Source organism: Streptomyces sp. NPDC051921 (assembly GCF_040680975.1).
GTDB lineage: Bacteria > Actinomycetota > Actinomycetes > Streptomycetales > Streptomycetaceae > Streptomyces.
In genome coordinates, this window is sequence record NZ_JBFAXU010000015.1 from 1 (window position 1) to 14,374 (window position 14,374).

Consider the following 14,374-nt stretch of genomic DNA (forward strand, 5'->3'; position numbering starts at 1 on the left):
CCCCCCAGGTCATCCGTTCGACAGGGGGCAACAGTCATGCCGGGCCCGGAGGCCAGCGGCCCCATTGCAGGACCGCGAAAAACATAACGGGGGCGTCGGTGCGCGAGGGCCGTGGGCCGGCTCGCCGAGGAGCCGCGGCTCGCATCGGCCTCCGGTACGACGGAGGGTGCGTCGTCAGGCGCCCGCGTGGACGTGTGCGGCCCACACCGACGGCAGGTTCGGATACCTCGTCCTGAGCTGCCTGACCGCGCGGTGGACCGCCGTCGACGCGCGCAACGCCCCGGATCGATCCGCGATCAGCTCGCCGTAGATCTGCCGGCTGAAGGCCGGCGCCACGACGTCGTCGACGCGCCAGAGCGTGCCGACCACCTGGGAGAACCCGGCTATCTGAAAAGCGGCCAACGGGTGGATCGCCTCGTCGGACAGGCGTGCGGTGGTGCGGGCCGTGTCGCAGGCCGACAGGAACGCGAACTCCGCGTTCCGCAGGCGCAGCCGGGAAAGGTCCACCACCCGAAAGGGCGCACGGTCGTGGTCGTGCAGCGCGAGGTGGCTGTCCGAAGGGTTGTCCGGGTCGCTGTACCCGTGGCAGGCGAAGTGCGCCCAGCCGCTGGCCGGCAGGGCGTCGAGAACGGCGTCACGCGTCGCGTCCGCGCCGACCAGGACCGTGGCGCCGGGTACGAGGGCGGCCAGGTGGTCGGCTTCGGCCCGTGCCCCGGGCAGGTCCGGGGCGTCCGGAGTGTGCGGCATCGCGACCACCAGCAGCCGCGGCTCTTGACGGTCGTCGCGGCGGCCCGTGCGGGCGTGGCGCAGAGCGCGGATCGTCGGCGTCGTCGACGAGATGACACGGTCGAGGAGCACGGGTCCGCCGTCGCGGTGATGCCCCGCCGCGTGCAGGGGGAGCAGGCTGAGCGCCCCGACCGGGGCCCACCAGACCCGTGGCCACGGCTCGTCCGCCGCCGGTTGCGCCGTCAGCCCCAGTTCGCCGAGCACCGGGCCCACGACGGTGTCCCACAGCCACTCGAGCGTGTCGTGGATCGCCTGCTCGGCGGCCGGCCGCCCCTCCGTGAACGCGGTGTGCAGAGCGCGTACGCGGTGACTCACGGTCTCTTCGCTCAACCGGTCCAGTGCGCGTGACCGGACCCCGGCCGGAGTGACGACGAGCGCGTCACACCGGTGCCGGCTGACGTTGACGTACACGATCGGGCCCTCGTGCGCCTGCGCGGTGAGGTCGGTGAGCAGCGGGGGTCGGAGGAACCGCTCCATCCCGGGCAGCGCGCGGATCCGGTCGGTCACCGCGTCGAGCTCGTCGGCGAGGGCCACGCGGTCGCTCGTGGTGTCGGTTTCGAACTCCGCGGTGAGCGTCCGGAAGCGTTCGGCCAGCTCGGGCGCCCGCTCACGCAGGTCGGACAGATCGCCGCGGCTGTCGAGCGCCTGGGCGGCGAGCACGCACCGTCCGGATTCGAGCAGGGTCACCGCGCTCACCTCGTCGCCGGCGGCCAGCGCGCACGCGGCCGCGTCGGCGGCGACCCCGGCGAACCGGCCGAGCCAGTACTGGGCGTCCTCACGGCCCAGGCGGCGCCCGGCGAGCCGGGGCAGCAGCCGGACCGCGGCGGCGTACCCCTCGGCGGCGGCGTCGAACTGCCCGGCTTCGGCGGCCAGATCTCCCCACCGGTCCGCCGCTTCCGCCCGGATCGCCGTCGGCGATCCGGCGGACTCCGCGGCCTCCCGGTAGCAGCCGAGCGCCTCGGTCAGCGCGTCGCCGTCGCCGAGGTGCCGGAAGCCGAGGGCCAGGACGTTGGCGACGCGGGTCAGCAAACCCGCCCGGGAGTAGGCGTCCTGCCCGGGCCTGCGCGCCGCACTCCGGGCCAGGCCGATCGCCTCGGCGAGGAGTTGCTGATCCGGCGGCTCCCGTCGCGCGACGGCGGGTGCGACGGGGTTCGTGCACCAGTCGGCGAGCGCGGCGGCCAGGCTCGCGGTGTAGCCGGGCCAGTGCGGGCTGTCCTGTGGAGTCGCGGCCACGGACGCCCGGCGCGCGATGATCGCGTCCCGCAGCGCGTCCCGGTCGCCGAACCTCTCGTACGCCATCCCCAGCACACCGCCGAGATTGGCGAGCCGCAGGGCCCGGTCCGGGTCGTCGTCCGCCGTCACGTCCACGGCCGCGCGGTGCGCGGCGATCGCCTCGTCGAGCACGCTCGCCTCGCCCGTCCTGGTGAACCAGTCGGACAGCATGGCGCCGAGGTTGGAGAGCCGCTGGGCCTGCTCGGCCACCAGGCTCGCGCCGAGGCGGACGGACTCCCGCGCGCGGTCGACCGCCTCCGACAACACCTGCAGCTCGCCGGTCACCCGGAACCGGTTGTGCAGCACGACGGCGAGGATCCCGAGCGACCGCGGGTGGTCGCCCTGCCCGGCCGTGGCCTCAGCGGCACGGCGGGCGACGTCGATCGCGTCCACGACGTGGGCCAGGTCTCCGGTCGCGTGGAACAACGCGTTCAGGTTGACGGCGAGGTTGCCCAGGAACCGGATCCGCAGCGGATGGCCCGCCGGCGTGCACGCGACCGCCTCCCGCTCGATGCTGACGGCCTCCGCGAGTGCGGCGTGGTCCCCCAACTCTTCACCCCGGGTGGCCAGCGCCGTGGCCAAGTGGTCCAGCCGTACGCCTCGATGGGGGTGGTCGGCGGGGGTCGCCGCCGCCGCCGAACGCCCGAGCTCGATCGCGCGGTCGAGCAGGGTCGGGTCCCTGGTCTGCTTGAACTCGGCAGCGTACCGTCCGCACACTTCGGCTTCGGTATCGGCGCGTTCCCAGCGACGGTTCGACGTCGGGCGCTCGCCGGTGAGCGCGGCCCAGTCCCGTTCCGTGGTCGTCAGCTCGGCAAGGTTCTGCGAGTGCCGTGGATCGGTGACCGGGGTGTGGGCCACCAGCGTCTGGCGGACCCGAAGCAGTTCGGCCAGGTCGTCCCGCGCTCCGCGAGCCCGGTGGCGGTCGTCAAGGAGGTACGCGAGGTTCTTCAAACGGTCGAGCACGTCGGACGACCCGGCGGGCGTGAGCCCCACCGCTCGCCGCGCGGCGTCGACGGCTTCCTCCACGACACCGGTCTCCCCGGTCTCATCGGACCAGTCGCGCAGGACGACGGCGAGGAAGTGCAGACTCCTGGAGGTGGACACGTCGTCGGGGGAGCATGCGACGGCGGCCCGCGCGTGCTCGACGGCTTCCGCCAGGTGGGCGAGGTCTTCCGTGACGGTGAACGCCGTCCGCAGCGCGACGACGAGGTTGCCCAGGTAGAACGCCTTCTTCGTGGACGGTTCTTCGTCGACGGCCGCCCGGCTCCAGTCCAGCGCTTCGGCCAGGGTTCCGTGGTCCTGGTTCCGCCGGAAGGCGGTGTGCAGGAGCATGCCGATGTTGTTGGCGTAGCCCGCCGAATCCTCCGGGCTTCCGTAGGCCAGGAAGTAGGCCTCCGTGACGGCCCGGACGGCTTCCTGCAGCAACGCGAAGTCGCCGGTCTGGTGGTAGCGGGTCTGCAGCAGACCTCCGAGGTTCGACAGGACCGAGCGGCGCTCGGCCACGTCCTCGGCGCCCAGCAGGGCGCGGCCGAGGTCGATCGCGTTCTCGACCGACGCGGGGTCCGCGCTGTGCCGGGCCACCTGGAACGCCTCCCAGAACCGCTCGGCCAGGCCGCTCGCGGGCCCGCCACCCACGCGTCAGTCCTCGTTGCCGTTCGAGGTTCCGGCCGGGCCGCCGGGCGCCTCGTCCGGCTCGGCGACCGTGCGTTTCGGGGTGTAGCCGCGTTCCGCGGCCTCCTGCAGCAGCACCGCCTCTTCGGGCGAGAGTTCGGGTTCGTTCGTCATCATCGCTCCTCCCCCGGCACCGCCGCCGGTTCTCCGGCTTCGACGAACTCCAGCACGTCGAAGTCTTCCGCCCGCAGCAGCAGGCCCGCCGTTCCGTGCACACGCGCGCCGAACGAGCCGTCGGCACCCATCACGCGCGCCGATTCGAGGTACAGCTCGGTCGGGTGGGGGTACGAGGAGGCGTACGACCGGTCGCCGTACCAACCGCCCGTCCAGTTGCCGTCCTTGAGCCGCACGCGCACGAAGCACGCTTCGCGGTCGCGGAACGCGTGGTCCCAGGCGCTGGGCGTGCGCAGGAAGCGAGCCCTGCGCCGCTGCCGATCCACCTGGGAAACGGTGACCGCCGCGACGGCCGGCACGACGAGGAACAGCACCACGGCGACGAAGCCGACCACGCGCGGCCGCTCCGCGAAGCCGTCCCAGCCGCCGGTGCCTTGAGCCAGGCGAACCAGCGCCGGCCCCGCCACCACGGCGTACAGGGCGTCCAGTGCGATCGAGGCGACGACCGCCCGCAGCACCCGCTCACCCAGATCGCGTTCACCGGGCACCGGCCCACGGCGGCGTTCCCGGACGAACTGATAGGTGACCCCGGGCAGCACCAGAAGGACGAGCAGAACGAGCTGCACGACGGTCGCAGGCGCCTGCACTCACCACCCCCATGCCGCACGGGCTCCGTCCGGTCAGGCTACCGGCTTGCATCCCTGAACGCGAACAACAGCCGGAGCCACGGAAGTTGGGCCGGACAGCTCGTCCTCGTCCGGCAGGCCGAGCGGGTGGTCAGGAAGCCGCCGACGACGATCGAGCTGCCGAAGAGCAGGGGCTTGAGCTGGGCGCGGGCGGTGGAGAGGGCGGCGGTGCATCCGGCGGGGCCGGAGCCTGTGACGATGACCTCACGGACGTCGTCGGCGGAGGGCTCGGCCCCTTCGGTCACGCCTCCTGCTTCGCGTCGATCTCGGCGATGAGGCCCTCGATCAGGCCCTTGATCTCGTCGCGGATGGGGCGGACGGCCTCGACGCCCTGGCCGGCCGGGTCCTCCAGGGCCCAGTCGAGGTACTTCTTGCCGGGGAAGATCGGGCAGGCGTCGCCGCAGCCCATGGTGATGACGTAGTCCGACGCCTGGACGGCCTCGGCGGTGAGGACCTTCGGCTTCTGGTGGGAGATGTCGATGCCGAGCTCGGCCATGGCCGACACGGCGGAGGGATTGATCCGGTCGCCCGGCAGGGAGCCGGCGGAGCGGACCTCGACGCGGTCTCCGGCGAGGTGGCGCAGGAATCCGGCGGCCATCTGGGAGCGGCCGGCGTTGTGGACGCAGACGAAGAGCACGGAGGCGAGCGGAGCGGTCATCTGTTTCGTCCTCGGAGGGCAGTGCGGGGCGGTGGAAGGGCCGGCCGCGCGGAGAGTTGAGGTCACCCCAGGCTGGTATCAGCCCTGGATGATGTGACAGTATCAGTCCATGATGACGTCAGTCGATACTGATCTGATCCGGGTGCTGGGTGATCCCCTGCGCCTCCAGATCGTGACCCTGCTCGCCCGCGAGACGCTGTGCACCACCCACCTGGTGGAGGAGACCGGTGCCAAGCAGACGAACCTCTCCAACCACCTGAGAGTGCTGCGCGAGGCCGGGGTCGTGGAGACGGAGCCGTGCGGCCGGTTCACCTACTACCGGCTCAAGCCGGACGTCATCGAGGCCCTGGCCGGTCGGTTCGCCGACCTGGCCGCGGCTGCCCGCGCCAACGCCGACACCAAGAGAGCGTGCCCGTAACGCTCTCGCCTCACCTGCCGAGGAGTACCCGCCCGTGACCGCCACCGAGCCCGCTGCGAGCGACGCCACAGCCACCGCTACGTCGCCGCGGCCCGCGCCCGGGGCCACCCCGCCCCGGACCCCGCTCGCCGCCCGCGCCGCCGCCGAGCTCGTCGGCACCGCCGCCCTGGTGGCGATCGTCGTCGGCTCCGGCATCCAGGCCACCGACCTCACCGACGACGTCGCGCTGCAGCTCCTCGCCAACTCCACGGCCACCGTCTTCGGCCTCGGCGTGCTCATCGCCCTCCTCGGCCCGGTCTCCGGCGCCCACTTCAACCCGGCCGTCAGCCTCGCCGAGTGGTGGACCGCCTGCCGCGGCGGCGCGGGTGTGACGGGGAGCGAGCTCGCCGTCTACGTCCCCTCCCAGATCGTCGGCGGGATCCTCGGCGCCATCCTGGCGGACGCGATGTTCGGCGAGCCGCTGGTGCAGTGGTCCACGCACGACCGCTCGGCCGGCAACCTGCTCCTCGGCGAGGTCGTGGCGACGGCCGGCCTGATCCTGCTGATCTTCGGCCTGGCCCGTACCGACCGGCTCCGCTTCGCGCCCGTCGCGGTCGCCTCGTACATCGGCGCGGCCTACTGGTTCACCTCGTCGACCTCGTTCGCGAACCCGGCGGTGACGATCGGACGCGCGTTCACCGACACCTTCGCGGGCATCGCGCCCGCCTCCGTGCCCGCGTTCGTCGGGATGCAGGTCATCGGCGTGGTCGCGGGTCTCGCCCTGGTCGCGGTCATCTTCATGCGCGGGAAGACGGACGCCGAGTGACCCAGGTCGTGGACGTGGTGGTGATCGGCGGCGGCCAGGCCGGGCTCGCCGCCGGCTACCACCTGCGCCGCCTCGGCCTGGACTTCGTCGTCCTCGACGCCCGGGCCACCCCCGGCGGCGCCTGGCAGCACACCTGGGACTCCCTCCACCTCTTCTCCCCGGCCGCGTACTCCTCCCTCCCGGGCCGACTCATGCCGCCGCAACCGGGCGAGACATACCCGGACGCCGCCCATGTCGTCTCGTACCTCTCCGACTACGAGCAGCGCTATGAGCTCCCCCTCATGCGCCCCGTCCGCGTCGAATCGGTCCACCGCGACGGCGAGTTCCTGCGCGTCGAGGCCGATGCCGGGACCTGGCGCGCCCGTACGGTCATCAGCGCGACGGGCACCTGGTGGCGCCCCTTCGTTCCCGCCGTCCCCGGGCGTACGGAGTTCAAGGGCGCCCAGCTGCACACGGTCGAGTACCGACGCCCGGCCGACTTCGTCGGACAGCGGGTCGTGGTGGTGGGCGGCGGGAACTCCGGCGCCCAGATCGCCGCCGACCTCGCGTACGACTCCGAGCTGACGTGGGTCACGCTTCGCGAACCCCGCTACCTCGCCGACGACATCGACGGCCGCGCCCTCTTCGACCACGCCACCGCCCGCCGCCGCGCCCTCGACGAAGGCCTCGCCGACACCGGCGGCGTCGCCTCGCTCGGCGACATCGTCGCCGTCCCACCCGTACGCCAAGCCCGGGACGCCGGACTCCTCAAGGCCCAGCCGATGTTCACCCGCCTCACCACGACCGGCGTGGACTGGGCCGACGGCATGACGGCCGAGGCCGACGCGGTCATCTGGTGCACCGGCTTCCGCCCCGCCCTCTCCCACCTGGCACCCCTCGGCCTGCGAGGCTCCCGCGGTCACATCCCCACCCACGGCACCCAGGCCCTCGGCGAGCCCCGCCTCCACCTGCTCGGCTACGGCGACTGGACCGGCCCCGCCTCCGCCACCCTCATCGGCGTCGGCCGCTCCGCTCGGGAAGCCGCCCGGCAGATCGCCGGCCTGCTCGGCGCCGCCTGAGCCGAGGGGGCGCGTGAGGATGGTACAGATGTCGCCGTCCGTGCGGTTCCACGGCGATATGGGGCTGTGCCCGAGCTCCTGCGGGGACTACGCGGCGGCGGCCTTGGTGAGGAGCGCACCCATGGCTGCGAGTACGGCGGGCTCGACGCGGTAGTAGACCCAGGTGCCGCGCCTTTCGGAGGAGAGCAGCCCGGCCTCCTTGAGCTTCTTCAGGTGGTGGGAGACCGTGGGCTGGGAGACGCCGACGTCGGAGATGTCGCAGACGCATGCCTCGCCACCCTCGTGCGAGGCGACGGACGAGAACAGGCGCAGGCGGACCGGGTCACCCAGCGCCTTGAACATGACCGCGGTCCGCTCGGCCTCTTCGGCCGTCAGCGGGCGCTCGTTCAGCGGCGGGCAGCAGGGCTCGACGGCGGGCTCCAGCAGCGGCAGCGCCTTCACATTCGACATACGCCTATGTTGACACACGTCGAACCAGGCGCCCAGGGGCCGCATGCCGCACCACCAGCGGACCACCCGCCGGCGGCCCGGCCTGGTCCGACCGGGTCCGACCGGGTCCGACCGAGAGAGTGCCTGCGACCTTGCCGCGCTCCGCGAGCGAACCGACCAATTCGATGAATGTCTATGTTGACGCCCGTCGATACAGGTGCCATGCTGAAGGCGCAAGAGATCGACGGACGTCGAAGCACAAGGGGAATCGCCATGAACGTCACCGCCACCGAGCAGCTGCCCGTCGTGGTCATCGGGGCCGGCCCTGCCGGCCTGGCCGCCGCTGCTCACCTCGTCCACCGCAGCCTGGAGCCGCTGGTCCTGGAGGCGGGTGCGCGGGCCGGCGCGGCGGTGCGTGAGTGGTCGCACGTGCGGCTCTTCTCCACCTGGGGCGAGGCCACCGACCCGGCCGCCGAGAAGCTGCTCGCCCCCACCGGCTGGGTGAAGCCTGACGCGGGCACCTATCCGACCGGCGGTGACTGGGCGGCCGACTACCTGCAGCCTCTCGCCGACGTCCTCGGCGACAAGGTCCGGCTCGGCGCCCAGGTCACCGGCGTCTCCCGCGTCGGCCGAGACCGGATCGTCGACGCCGACCGCGAGACCCAGCCCTTCACCGTCCACGTCCGGTACGCCGACGGGCGCGAAGACCGGATCCTCGCCCGCGCCGTCATCGACGCCTCCGGCACCTGGGCGGTCCCGGGCCCGGCGGGCGGCGACGGCCTCCCCGCGCTCGGCGAGCGCGCGGCGGCCGACCGGATCTCCTACCGCGTCCCCGACCTCAACGACCCCGCCGTACGAGGCCGGTACGCGGGCAAGCGCACCGCCGTCATCGGCTCCGGCGCCTCCGCCTTCACGGCACTGGCCACCCTCGCCGACCTCGCGAAGTCCGAGGACGGCACGGGCACGCACGCCACCTGGATCCTCCGCCGGGGCATCTCCGGCTCCACCTTCGGCGGCGGCACCGCCGACCAGCTCCCCGCCCGCGGCGCCCTCGGCCTCGCCGCCAAGGCCGCCGTCGACGAGGGCCACGCCGACGCCGTCACCGGCTTCCGTACGGACGCGATCGAGCGCGACGGCGAGCAGCTCGTGCTGGTGGCCGAGGACGGCCGCCGACTCGACCCCGTCGACGAGGTCATCGTCCTGACCGGCTTCCGCCCCGACCTGTCCTTCCTCTCCGAGCTCCGCCTCGGCCTGGACGAGCGCCTCCAGGCCCCGGTCGAACTGGCCCCGCTCATCGACCCGAACCAGCACTCCTGCGGCACCGTCTACCCGCACGGCGTGAAGGAGCTGTCGCACCCGGAGGGCGGGGTGTACCTGGTCGGCATGAAGTCGTACGGCCGCGCGCCCACGTTCCTCGCCCTCACCGGCTACGAGCAGGTCCGCTCCGTCGTCGCCGCCATCGCCGGCGACCACGAGTCCGCCGAGCGGGTCGAACTCGTCCTCCCGGAGACCGGGGTCTGCGGCGGCGCCGGCCTCTTCGACCAGCCGCAGAGCGACGAGACGGGTGACGGCGGCGGCTGCTGCGCCCCCGCCCCCGGCCCCGCACTCATCCAGCTCGGCGGCGGCTCCCCGGCCGCCTCCGGCGGCTGCTGACCGGCCCGACCACCCGCTCACGAACAGGAGGACCGTCATGTCTCGCGTACAGCTCGCCCTGCGCGTCCCCGATCTCTCGGCATCCGTCGCCTTCTACAGCAAGCTCTTCGGCACCGAGCCGGCGAAGCTCCGCGACGGCTACGCCAACTTCGCCATCACCGAACCGCCGCTCAAGCTCGTCCTCATCGAGGGCGTCGACGGCGAGGACACGCGCCTGGACCACCTCGGCGTCGAGGTCGACAGCACCGAAGCCGTCCGCGCGGCCACCACCAGGCTGGCCCACGAAGGTCTCGCCACCACGGAGGAGAGCGACACCACCTGCTGCTACGCGCTCCAGGACAAGGTGTGGGTCCACGGCCCCGGCCGCGAGCCGTGGGAGGTGTACGTCGTCAAGGCCGACGCCGACACTCTGGCCGAGCAGCAGGCCGGCACGTGCTGCGCCGGCCCGGCCACCGGCGGCGCCCAGGCGAGCGGACCGGTCGGCGCCACCGCCGGCGGCTGCTGCTGATCGACTGTTTTCCCGGCACCACCTCAGCGTGCTGTGTGCCCCCGGTCCCTGCCGAGCCCGGTCGTGGTCGCCCGCTGACGCGGTCACGACAGGTCGGCCCCCGACGGGGCCCCGGAAACGAGTCAGAGGCCGTTTCAGATCTCTCTGAAACGGCCTCTGATCTACGACTCTTTCGAGTCGGGACGACAGGATTTGAACCTGCGACCCCTTGACCCCCAGTCAAGTGCGCTACCAAGCTGCGCCACGTCCCGATGCCCGTCTGACCTGGGGTTTCCCCGGCCGAACGCGCATGAGAACCATACCGCACTTCCGCGTGTGCTCACGAACCCTTTGACGGGTTGACCTCAAGCGCACTTGAGGTTGCACGGTGTGTGTCATGACGAACACGACGTATGTGACGGGCACGGCGGACGCGCGAGGCGACATCGAGCGGCTGCAGCGCCTGATGGGGCTGATGACCGGGGACGAGAAGCACTCCCCCGCTGCCACCTCCACGCTCGACGCGCTCTGGGTGCTCCACGACCGGGTGCTGCGGGTGTCGCCGGGAACGGTCGACGATCCCGGGCGGGACCGGTTCCTGCTGTCCAAGGGGCACGGGCCCATGGCGTACTACGCCGTCCTCGCCGACAAGGGCTTCGTCGGGGAGGACGTGCTGACCGGGTTCGGCGGTTACGACTCGCCGCTCGGGCACCACCCGGACCGGACGCTCGTGCCGGGCGTCGAGATCGGGAGCGGGTCGCTCGGGCACGGGCTGCCGCTGGCCGTGGGGAGCGTGCTCGGCCTGCGGGCGCAGGGGCTGCCCGAGCCGAAGGTGTGGGTGCTGATCGGGGACGCCGAACTGGACGAGGGGAGCAATCACGAGGCGCTCGCCTACGCCGGGCCGGCCGGTCTCGAGCAGCTGCACACGGTGGTGATCGACAACAGCTCCGCCACGTACGGCTGGCCCGGCGGGATCGCCTCGCGGTTCGAGGCGGCCGGCTGGTCCGCCGAGACCGTGGACGGCCGGGACCACGAGGCGCTGTACGCCGCCTACACCGCGCCGCACCCGGGCCGGCCGCGGGCCGTCGTCGCCCGCGTCGAGCCCAAGAACCCCTGAGTCCCCTTCCTTCTTTTCCGTTCCCGACCTGCGCCGACAGCACCTTCGAGGAGATCCTTCCGTGGACACCATGCGTGACCGCTTCATCGCCACCACCAGCCGCCTGCTCGACGCCGACCCCCGCCTCGCGCTCCTGCTCGCCGAGATCAGCAAGGACGGCTTCCAGGAGGCGCTGCGGCGCCATCCGGACCGCGTGATCAACGTCGGGATCCGGGAGCAGCTCCTCGTCGGGGCGGGCGGCGGGATGGCGCTGACCGGGATGCGCCCGATCATGCACACCTTCGCCAGCTTCCTGGTGGAGCGGCCCTTCGAGCAGCTGAAGCTGGACTTCGGGCACCAGGGCGTGCACGGCGTCCTGGTCAGCGCGGGCGGCTCGTACGACTGGCCGGCCGGCGGTTTCACCCACATGTCGCCCGGTGACGTGGCCCTCATGGACACCCTGGACGGCTGGACCGTGCACGTGCCGGGGCACCCGGACGAGGCGGAGACCCTGCTGCGGCAGGCCGCCGCGGGCGACGGGTCGGTGTACGTGCGCCTCTCGGTGCACGCCAACGCCTCGGCGTACCCGCTGGCCCGGAGCGGTTTCACCGTGGTGCGCGAGGGCTCTCGGGGAGTCGTCGTCGCGGTGGGGCCGATGCTCGACAACGTGCTGGCCGCGACGGAGGGCCTGGACGTGACGGTGCTGTACGCGACGACCGTGCGGCCCTTCGACGGCGCGACGCTGCGCCGGGCGGCGGCCGGGGCGCGCCCGGACGTCGTCCTGGTGGAGCCCTATCTCGCCGGGACCTCGACGGGCGCCGCCAACGACGCGCTCGCCGAGGTGCCGCACCGGGTGCTGGGGCTCGGGATCGGGCGCGCCGAGCTGCGTCGTTACGGCACGATCGAGGAGCACCTGGCCGGGCAGGGGCTCGACCCGGCGGCCCTGCGGGCGAGGATCTCCACCTTCCTGGGGTGAACGCCGGCCGTCGGCGCGTTCACTCGTCCGCGGCCGGCCGGCCCAGGTCGGGGTGCTGGGCGAGGAGTCGGCGCGGGGCGGCCTGCCGCCAGGAGTCGGCCAGGATCGCGCGCAGCTCCTCCTCGTCCTCCAGGGCGCCGAGCCGGACCCGTATCCAGGCCCAGGCGTCGTCGTGCCCTTCGCGCAGGAAGAACTTGTCCGGCTCGGCCGCGATCAGTTCCGCCCGCTCCTCCTTGGGGCACTTGACGCCCATCACCTGGTCGTCGTCGTCCAGCGACGCGAAGACGCGCCCACCCTGGCCGGCCCGGAAGGTGGGCATGCCCCAGGCGAGCTTCTCGAACGCCCCGGGCAGCGAGAGGGCGATCCTGCGCATGTCGTCCGCGGTTGCCATGCGTCCGACGCTACGGCCCCCCTCTGACATCGCGCCTCCGGACGGAGAGCGACGGAGGGAGCGGCCTCGGGCGCATGCGCCCGCGCACGCTCCGTGACGAGCCCCCTTCACTCCGTGTGACCCCCTGTGCGCCCTACCGCGTCCGCGCATCCCCCCGGCGCGCCCTCCGAACGGGGTCCGCGGAGCCGGGTGCCACGTGGCTCCGGTGCCGCTCGGTCCGGCGGACGGTTCCGGAATGCCGCTTCTTCGGTGACGAAGTGACGCATGAGGCGATCCGCACCTCCTCGTCGCCATATGCCCGCAGTTCTCATGCCGTTGGCAAGTGGCAGAAACACGCCCCCGGGGGATGGCGCACAAGTCTGACCCGAAACGCCGAGACCACGCGAAACACAGTCAGAAACGAACGTCAACCATTCCGGTTTCGGCCAAACTTGGTGGCGATATTGATCCGCCCCAGAAAGATCAACACCATGAAGTGGTCGGCCTGTTCGGGACGGGACCACTGCCGATGCACCACCTGCTCGGACCACTCGACGAGCAGGCGTTCGCAGAGGAGGACTCGGATGGACGGCTACTTCAGCAGTCGACTGCATCATCAACTCCGTGAGGCGGTCCGGAGCTTCGCAGAGCGTGAGGTCCGGCCGCGCATAGCGGAGATGGAAGCGTCGCGCTCCGTGCACCACGAGCTGTCCCGACTGATCGCCGAACAGGGGTGGCTGGGGGCGACTATCGGCCACGAGTACGGCGGCATGGGCGCCGGACACCTGGCCAAGACGATCATCATCGAGGAGCTCTCGCGGGTCAGCGGCGCGATGGGTGCCATGGTGCAGGCCTCGCAGCTCGGCACCGCCAAGATCGTCCACTTCGGCAGCGACGAACAGCGGAAGACCTGGCTTCCGGCCATCGCCGCCGGCGAGTGCCTGCCCACCATCGCGGTGACCGAGCCCGAGTCCGGCGGGCATGTCCTCGGCATGTCCGCGAGCGCGGTGCGCGACGGCGACGACTACGTGCTCAACGGCAGCAAGGTCTACGTCGGCAACAGCCACGTCGGCGACCTCCACGGCGTCGTGGTCCGAACCGGTCCGGGATCCAAGGGGCTTACCGCCTTCCTGGTCGAATCCGATCGCCCGGGGTTCAGGACCGGTCCGCAGCAGTCGGCGATGGGCCTGCACGGCTTCAGCTTCGGCGAGCTCATCTTCGAGAACTGCCGCGTTCCGGCCGCGAACCGGCTCGGAGACGAGGGCGACGGTCTGGCCGTCGCGTACTCCTCCAGCGTGCTCTACGGCCGCGCCAACCTCACCGCGGTGTCGCTCGGCATCCACCAGGCCATCCTGGAGGAGACCACCCGTTTCGCCACCGAGCGCATCCGCTACGGCAAGCCGCTCGCCGAACTCCCCACCGTCAAGCTGAAGCTGGGGCAGATGCAGTCGCGCCTGATGACGGCCCGGCTCGCCGCCTACCACGCCGTTCACCTGCTCGACCAGGGCATGTCCTGCGACACCGAGCTCATGAACGCCAAGCTGGTCAACGTCGAGTCCGCCATCGACTCCGGGCGCAACGCCATGGAGATCCACGCGGCGGCCGGCCTCTTCACCGATCGGCCCATCGAGCGCTACCTCCGCGACGCGCACCACATCTTCGCCCCCGCGGGCACCTCCGACATCCAGCTCCTCCGGCTCGCCGAGGTCGCCCTCGGCCAGGACAAGGGCAGCTGGTCGGAGCGGCTCTCCGAAGTGGTCCGCATGGAGCCGGCCCACGTCTGACGCCCCACCACCGGAAGAACCGCGCCCCGGCGTCCGGCAGGGAAGCCGAACACCGGGGCAACGTCACGCCCGGACGCGGGGCGCGACACAAGGACCGTCCGATCACGGGAC

The 14,374-nt window shown here is 72.3% G+C and carries 14 protein-coding genes, 1 tRNA gene and 1 pseudogene; 8 read left to right on the forward strand and 8 right to left on the reverse strand.

Annotated features, from left to right (window positions below; all coding sequences use genetic code 11):
• Positions 1 to 174: 174 nt before the first annotated feature.
• The 5 genes and pseudogenes from AB0M16_RS20490 to AB0M16_RS20510 form a co-directional block, all read right to left on the reverse strand.
• Positions 175 to 3,693 carry a CHAT domain-containing protein gene (locus AB0M16_RS20490; protein ID WP_365344800.1) on the reverse strand — a complete coding sequence of 1,173 codons (3,519 nt, stop codon included), beginning with the start codon at positions 3,691 to 3,693 and terminating at the stop codon, positions 175 to 177.
• Positions 3,694 to 3,696: 3 nt separating this feature from the next.
• A complete protein-coding gene (locus AB0M16_RS20495; protein WP_365344802.1) occupies positions 3,697 to 3,846 on the reverse strand; it encodes a hypothetical protein in 150 nt (49 codons plus the stop codon).
• Entirely contained in the window at positions 3,843 to 4,490 is a 648-nt protein-coding gene (locus tag AB0M16_RS20500; RefSeq protein WP_365344804.1) for a DUF6338 family protein, read from the reverse strand. The genes AB0M16_RS20495 and AB0M16_RS20500 overlap by 4 nt, the downstream gene beginning before the upstream one ends.
• A gap of 119 nt (positions 4,491 to 4,609) precedes the next feature.
• Positions 4,610 to 4,774: pseudogene (locus AB0M16_RS20505) on the reverse strand (FAD-dependent oxidoreductase); the annotation flags it as partial.
• Positions 4,771 to 5,187, reverse strand: a complete 417-nt coding sequence (locus AB0M16_RS20510) for an arsenate reductase ArsC (RefSeq protein WP_365344806.1) — start codon at positions 5,185 to 5,187, stop codon at positions 4,771 to 4,773. The pseudogene AB0M16_RS20505 and the gene AB0M16_RS20510, both read right to left, overlap by 4 nt.
• Positions 5,188 to 5,296: 109 nt before the next feature.
• On the opposite strand from AB0M16_RS20510, the gene AB0M16_RS20515 reads away from it, so the two are divergent.
• The 3 genes from AB0M16_RS20515 to AB0M16_RS20525 are packed head-to-tail and all read left to right on the forward strand — an operon-like array spanning position 5,297 to position 7,468.
• The gene (locus tag AB0M16_RS20515) at positions 5,297 to 5,605 is read left to right on the forward strand and encodes a metalloregulator ArsR/SmtB family transcription factor (RefSeq protein ID WP_150504754.1); all 309 of its coding nucleotides are present in this window, start codon (positions 5,297 to 5,299) and stop codon (positions 5,603 to 5,605) included.
• A gap of 34 nt (positions 5,606 to 5,639) precedes the next feature.
• On the forward strand, positions 5,640 to 6,410 hold the full coding sequence (locus AB0M16_RS20520; protein ID WP_365344808.1) for an MIP/aquaporin family protein: 771 nt from the start codon (positions 5,640 to 5,642) through the stop codon (positions 6,408 to 6,410).
• Entirely contained in the window at positions 6,407 to 7,468 is a 1,062-nt protein-coding gene (locus AB0M16_RS20525; protein ID WP_365344809.1) for an ArsO family NAD(P)H-dependent flavin-containing monooxygenase, read from the forward strand. The genes AB0M16_RS20520 and AB0M16_RS20525 overlap by 4 nt, the downstream gene beginning before the upstream one ends.
• Before the next feature lie 87 nt (positions 7,469 to 7,555).
• On the opposite strand, the gene AB0M16_RS20530 is transcribed toward AB0M16_RS20525, so the two are convergent.
• Complete coding sequence (locus AB0M16_RS20530; RefSeq protein WP_365344811.1) at positions 7,556 to 7,918, reverse strand: metalloregulator ArsR/SmtB family transcription factor; 363 nt, start codon at positions 7,916 to 7,918, stop codon at positions 7,556 to 7,558.
• 252 nt (positions 7,919 to 8,170) lie between these two features.
• On the opposite strand from AB0M16_RS20530, the gene AB0M16_RS20535 reads away from it, so the two are divergent.
• A complete protein-coding gene (locus AB0M16_RS20535; protein WP_365344813.1) occupies positions 8,171 to 9,550 on the forward strand; it encodes an NAD(P)-binding domain-containing protein in 1,380 nt (459 codons plus the stop codon).
• A 37-nt stretch (positions 9,551 to 9,587) separates the two neighbouring features.
• Entirely contained in the window at positions 9,588 to 10,058 is a 471-nt protein-coding gene (locus AB0M16_RS20540) for an ArsI/CadI family heavy metal resistance metalloenzyme (protein WP_365344815.1), read from the forward strand.
• A gap of 177 nt (positions 10,059 to 10,235) precedes the next feature.
• On the opposite strand, the gene AB0M16_RS20545 is transcribed toward AB0M16_RS20540, so the two are convergent.
• Positions 10,236 to 10,309, reverse strand: a tRNA-Pro gene (locus AB0M16_RS20545).
• A gap of 125 nt (positions 10,310 to 10,434) precedes the next feature.
• On the opposite strand from AB0M16_RS20545, the gene AB0M16_RS20550 reads away from it, so the two are divergent.
• Together AB0M16_RS20550 and AB0M16_RS20555 are read left to right on the forward strand one after the other, a co-directional pair.
• Positions 10,435 to 11,154 carry a transketolase gene (locus AB0M16_RS20550; protein ID WP_365344817.1) on the forward strand — a complete coding sequence of 240 codons (720 nt, stop codon included), beginning with the start codon at positions 10,435 to 10,437 and terminating at the stop codon, positions 11,152 to 11,154.
• Between the two features lie 61 nt (positions 11,155 to 11,215).
• Entirely contained in the window at positions 11,216 to 12,109 is an 894-nt protein-coding gene (locus AB0M16_RS20555) for a transketolase C-terminal domain-containing protein (protein WP_365344819.1), read from the forward strand.
• 19 nt (positions 12,110 to 12,128) lie between these two features.
• Here the strand turns inward: AB0M16_RS20555 and AB0M16_RS20560 are convergent, their stop codons facing one another.
• Positions 12,129 to 12,500: an MmcQ/YjbR family DNA-binding protein gene (locus AB0M16_RS20560; RefSeq protein WP_365344821.1), complete on the reverse strand. Its 372-nt coding sequence runs from the start codon at positions 12,498 to 12,500 to the stop codon at positions 12,129 to 12,131.
• A gap of 563 nt (positions 12,501 to 13,063) precedes the next feature.
• Between AB0M16_RS20560 and AB0M16_RS20565 the strand changes: the two genes are divergently transcribed.
• On the forward strand, positions 13,064 to 14,263 hold the full coding sequence (locus tag AB0M16_RS20565; protein WP_365344823.1) for an acyl-CoA dehydrogenase family protein: 1,200 nt from the start codon (positions 13,064 to 13,066) through the stop codon (positions 14,261 to 14,263).
• Positions 14,264 to 14,374: the final 111 nt, after the last annotated feature.

Excerpts from the sequence above, each read along its gene's own strand:
- AB0M16_RS20495 (WP_365344802.1), bottom strand. The coding sequence starts at position 3,846 with ATGATGACGAACGAACCCGAACTCTCGCCCGAAGAGGCGGTGCTGCTG.
- AB0M16_RS20510 (WP_365344806.1), bottom strand. The coding sequence starts at position 5,187 with ATGACCGCTCCGCTCGCCTCCGTGCTCTTCGTCTGCGTCCACAACGCC.
- AB0M16_RS20515 (WP_150504754.1), top strand. The coding sequence starts at position 5,297 with ATGATGACGTCAGTCGATACTGATCTGATCCGGGTGCTGGGTGATCCC.
- AB0M16_RS20530 (WP_365344811.1), bottom strand. The coding sequence starts at position 7,918 with ATGTCGAATGTGAAGGCGCTGCCGCTGCTGGAGCCCGCCGTCGAGCCC.
- AB0M16_RS20535 (WP_365344813.1), top strand. The coding sequence starts at position 8,171 with ATGAACGTCACCGCCACCGAGCAGCTGCCCGTCGTGGTCATCGGGGCC.
- AB0M16_RS20540 (WP_365344815.1), top strand. The coding sequence starts at position 9,588 with ATGTCTCGCGTACAGCTCGCCCTGCGCGTCCCCGATCTCTCGGCATCC.
- AB0M16_RS20550 (WP_365344817.1), top strand. The coding sequence starts at position 10,435 with ATGACGAACACGACGTATGTGACGGGCACGGCGGACGCGCGAGGCGAC.
- AB0M16_RS20560 (WP_365344821.1), bottom strand. The coding sequence starts at position 12,500 with ATGGCAACCGCGGACGACATGCGCAGGATCGCCCTCTCGCTGCCCGGG.
- AB0M16_RS20565 (WP_365344823.1), top strand. The coding sequence starts at position 13,064 with ATGGACGGCTACTTCAGCAGTCGACTGCATCATCAACTCCGTGAGGCG.